At 62.6% G+C, this 2,422-nt stretch carries 3 protein-coding genes; all 3 read left to right on the forward strand.

The window, feature by feature from the left end; genetic code table 11:
• Positions 1-83: 83 nt before the first annotated feature.
• The 3 genes from tnpA to tnpC all read left to right on the forward strand — a co-directional run bounded on the left by tnpA (position 84) and on the right by tnpC (position 2,397).
• A complete protein-coding gene (tnpA, locus tag MU846_RS14420) occupies positions 84-422 on the forward strand; it encodes an IS66-like element accessory protein TnpA (RefSeq protein WP_246953963.1) in 339 nt (112 codons plus the stop codon).
• A complete protein-coding gene (gene tnpB / locus MU846_RS14425) occupies positions 419-754 on the forward strand; it encodes an IS66 family insertion sequence element accessory protein TnpB (RefSeq protein WP_246953965.1) in 336 nt (111 codons plus the stop codon). The genes tnpA and tnpB overlap by 4 nt, the downstream gene beginning before the upstream one ends.
• 83 nt (positions 755-837) lie before the next feature.
• Entirely contained in the window at positions 838-2,397 is a 1,560-nt protein-coding gene (tnpC, locus tag MU846_RS14430; RefSeq protein WP_246953968.1) for an IS66 family transposase, read from the forward strand.
• The last annotated feature ends 25 nt before the right edge of the window (positions 2,398-2,422 follow it).

Genomic DNA, 2,422 nt, shown 5'->3' on the forward strand with positions numbered 1-2,422 from the left:
GTAAGCGTCCGGCGAACCCATCTACCCGCCGTCATTTCCCCCAGTAACTTAGGTGTCCACCTATTTCTAAGTGGACACCTAATATGAGTGAAATCCTTCCTGCCAAGACCCCAGCCAAGCGCCGTCGCTATTCCCCGGAGTTCAAAGCCAGGCTTCTCAAGGAGTGCCAGGCTCCGGAGGCCTCCGTCGCCAGTGTGGCGTTGCGCTACGGGCTCAACACGAACCTGATCCACAAGTGGCGTCGTGCTGCCGAAGCCAGTTCGAAGCCGTCTGCTGAGAGTCAATTTATCCCTGTTCCCATGCCGATCTCCTCTGCGTCCGCAGTGGCCGAGGTGGTGCTTGAACTGCCGGGCGTAACAGTCCGCTGGCCACTGGCGCAGATCGAGCGCGCCCTTCCCTGGCTGCGGGCGTTGACGTCGTGATCCGGATCGACGCCATCTGGATGGCCACGGAACCGCTGGATATGCGCGCCGGTCCCGATACGGCTCTGGCCCGTGTGGTGCAGGTGTTCGGCGAAGCACGTCCCCACTGCGCCTACCTGTTTGCCAACAAGCGGGGCAACCGCATGAAGGTGCTGGTGCACGATGGCTTTGGCCTGTGGCTGGCCGCGCGGCGGTTGCATCAGGGGCGCTTCGTCTGGGGCAGGCTGAGTCAGGGCGAGCGTATCGTGTTAAGTCCTGAGCAGCTTCAGGCGCTGGTGGTCGGCTTGCCCTGGTATCAGGTTGGCCGTGACGGGGGTATTGCCATACTTTAAGGCACTTGGCGCTGGCCTGTGCGCCGGTCAGCGCGTCCTCTCTGGTATCACTTTCGGCGGTGTCGTCTGGCAAGATAATGGCCATGATGACACCGCCGCATCTCAATCAGCTCACTGCCGAACAGCTCCGCCAACTGGCGGCGCAACTGTTGGCTGATGCAGCGGAAAGAGAGCAGACCATTGCGCAGCAGAGTCATCAACTCAAGCACCACCAGCTGCTGAACGACAAGCTCACGCATGAGCTGGCGATCCTGAAGCGCCATCGCTTCGGCACACGCAGTGAAGTGCTGAATAGCCACCAGGCCAGCCTGCTGGATGACCTGGTGGACGCGGATCTTGCAGCGATTGAGGTGACACTGTCCGAGCCTGTCGTCTCAGTGGGAGCCGCCCCAGCACCAGCGAAGCGCCAGCCCAAGCGTGTGCCGTTACCGCCGACCCTGCCGCGCACGATCATCACGCACGAACCTGACAACACCCAGTGCGCCTGTGGCTGCCAACGCCAGCGCATCGGCGAAGACATCAGTGAAAAGCTCGATTACACCCCTGGCACCTTTACCGTCGAGCGCCATGTGCGCGGCAAGTGGGTCTGCCAACACTGTGAACGTCTCACCCAGGCCCCGGTCCCGGCGCAGATCATCGACAAGGGCCTGCCCACCAGCGGTTTACTGGCCCACCTGCTGATCGCCAAGTACGCAGATCACTTGCCGCTGTACCGGCAGGAAAGGATCTTTGCCCGCGCCGGGTTGGGCATCGCCCGCTCGACGCTGGCTGACTGGGTGGGCCGTTGCGGCGTGGCCCTGCAACCGCTGGCAGACGCCCTGCGTGAAACACTGCTGACGCAGCCGGTGCTGCATGCCGACGAGACGCCTGTGCCGATGTTGGCGCCCGGCAAGAAGAAGACCCACCGGGCTTACATCTGGGCCTACTGCAGCCCGGCCACCGCCGCGCTTAATGCCGTGGTGTACGACTTCGCCGAGAACCGGGCCGGCGCCAACGCCCGCACCTTCCTTGACGGCTGGCAGGGCAAGCTGGTCTGCGACGACTACAGCGGTTACAAGGCCGGCTTCCAGCGCGGGATCACCGAGATCGGCTGCATGGCCCATGCCCGCCGGAAGTTCTACGACCTGCACACCGCCAACAAGAGCCAGATCGCCGAACAGGCGCTGGCACTGATCCAGCAGCTCTACGAGGTCGAGCGCGAGGCCAAAGCCTTGTCCGTCGATGAGCGACAGACACTTCGGCAACAACGATCAACCCCCATCCTGGACAGCCTGCATCGATGGCTGATGACACACCGGCAGAAAGTGCCGAACGGCTCCGCCACGGCCAGGGCGATCGACTACAGCCTCAAGCGGTGGCAGGCGTTAACCCGCTACTGCGAGGATGGGGCTGTGCCCATGGATAACAACCAGGTGGAAAACCAGATCCGGCCCTGGGCGCTAGGGCGATCCAACTGGTTGTTCGCCGGCAGTCTGCGCAGTGGCCAGCGTGCTGCGGCCATCATGAGTCTGATCCAGTCCGCCAGACTGAATGGGCATGACCCGTACGCGTATCTGAGAGATGTGTTGCAGCGATTACCGATGCAGAAGAACAATGCCATTGATGAACTGCTGCCGCATCAGTGGAAGCCCCATACCGTTTGACAAGGTGGGATGGCCGGACGCTTAC

This window comes from Alcanivorax quisquiliarum (assembly GCF_023051175.1).
In the GTDB taxonomy this organism is placed as follows: domain Bacteria; phylum Pseudomonadota; class Gammaproteobacteria; order Pseudomonadales; family Alcanivoracaceae; genus Isoalcanivorax; species Isoalcanivorax quisquiliarum.

Excerpts from the sequence above, each read along its gene's own strand:
- tnpA (WP_246953963.1), top strand. The coding sequence starts at position 84 with ATGAGTGAAATCCTTCCTGCCAAGACCCCAGCCAAGCGCCGTCGCTAT.
- tnpC (WP_246953968.1), top strand. The coding sequence starts at position 838 with ATGATGACACCGCCGCATCTCAATCAGCTCACTGCCGAACAGCTCCGC.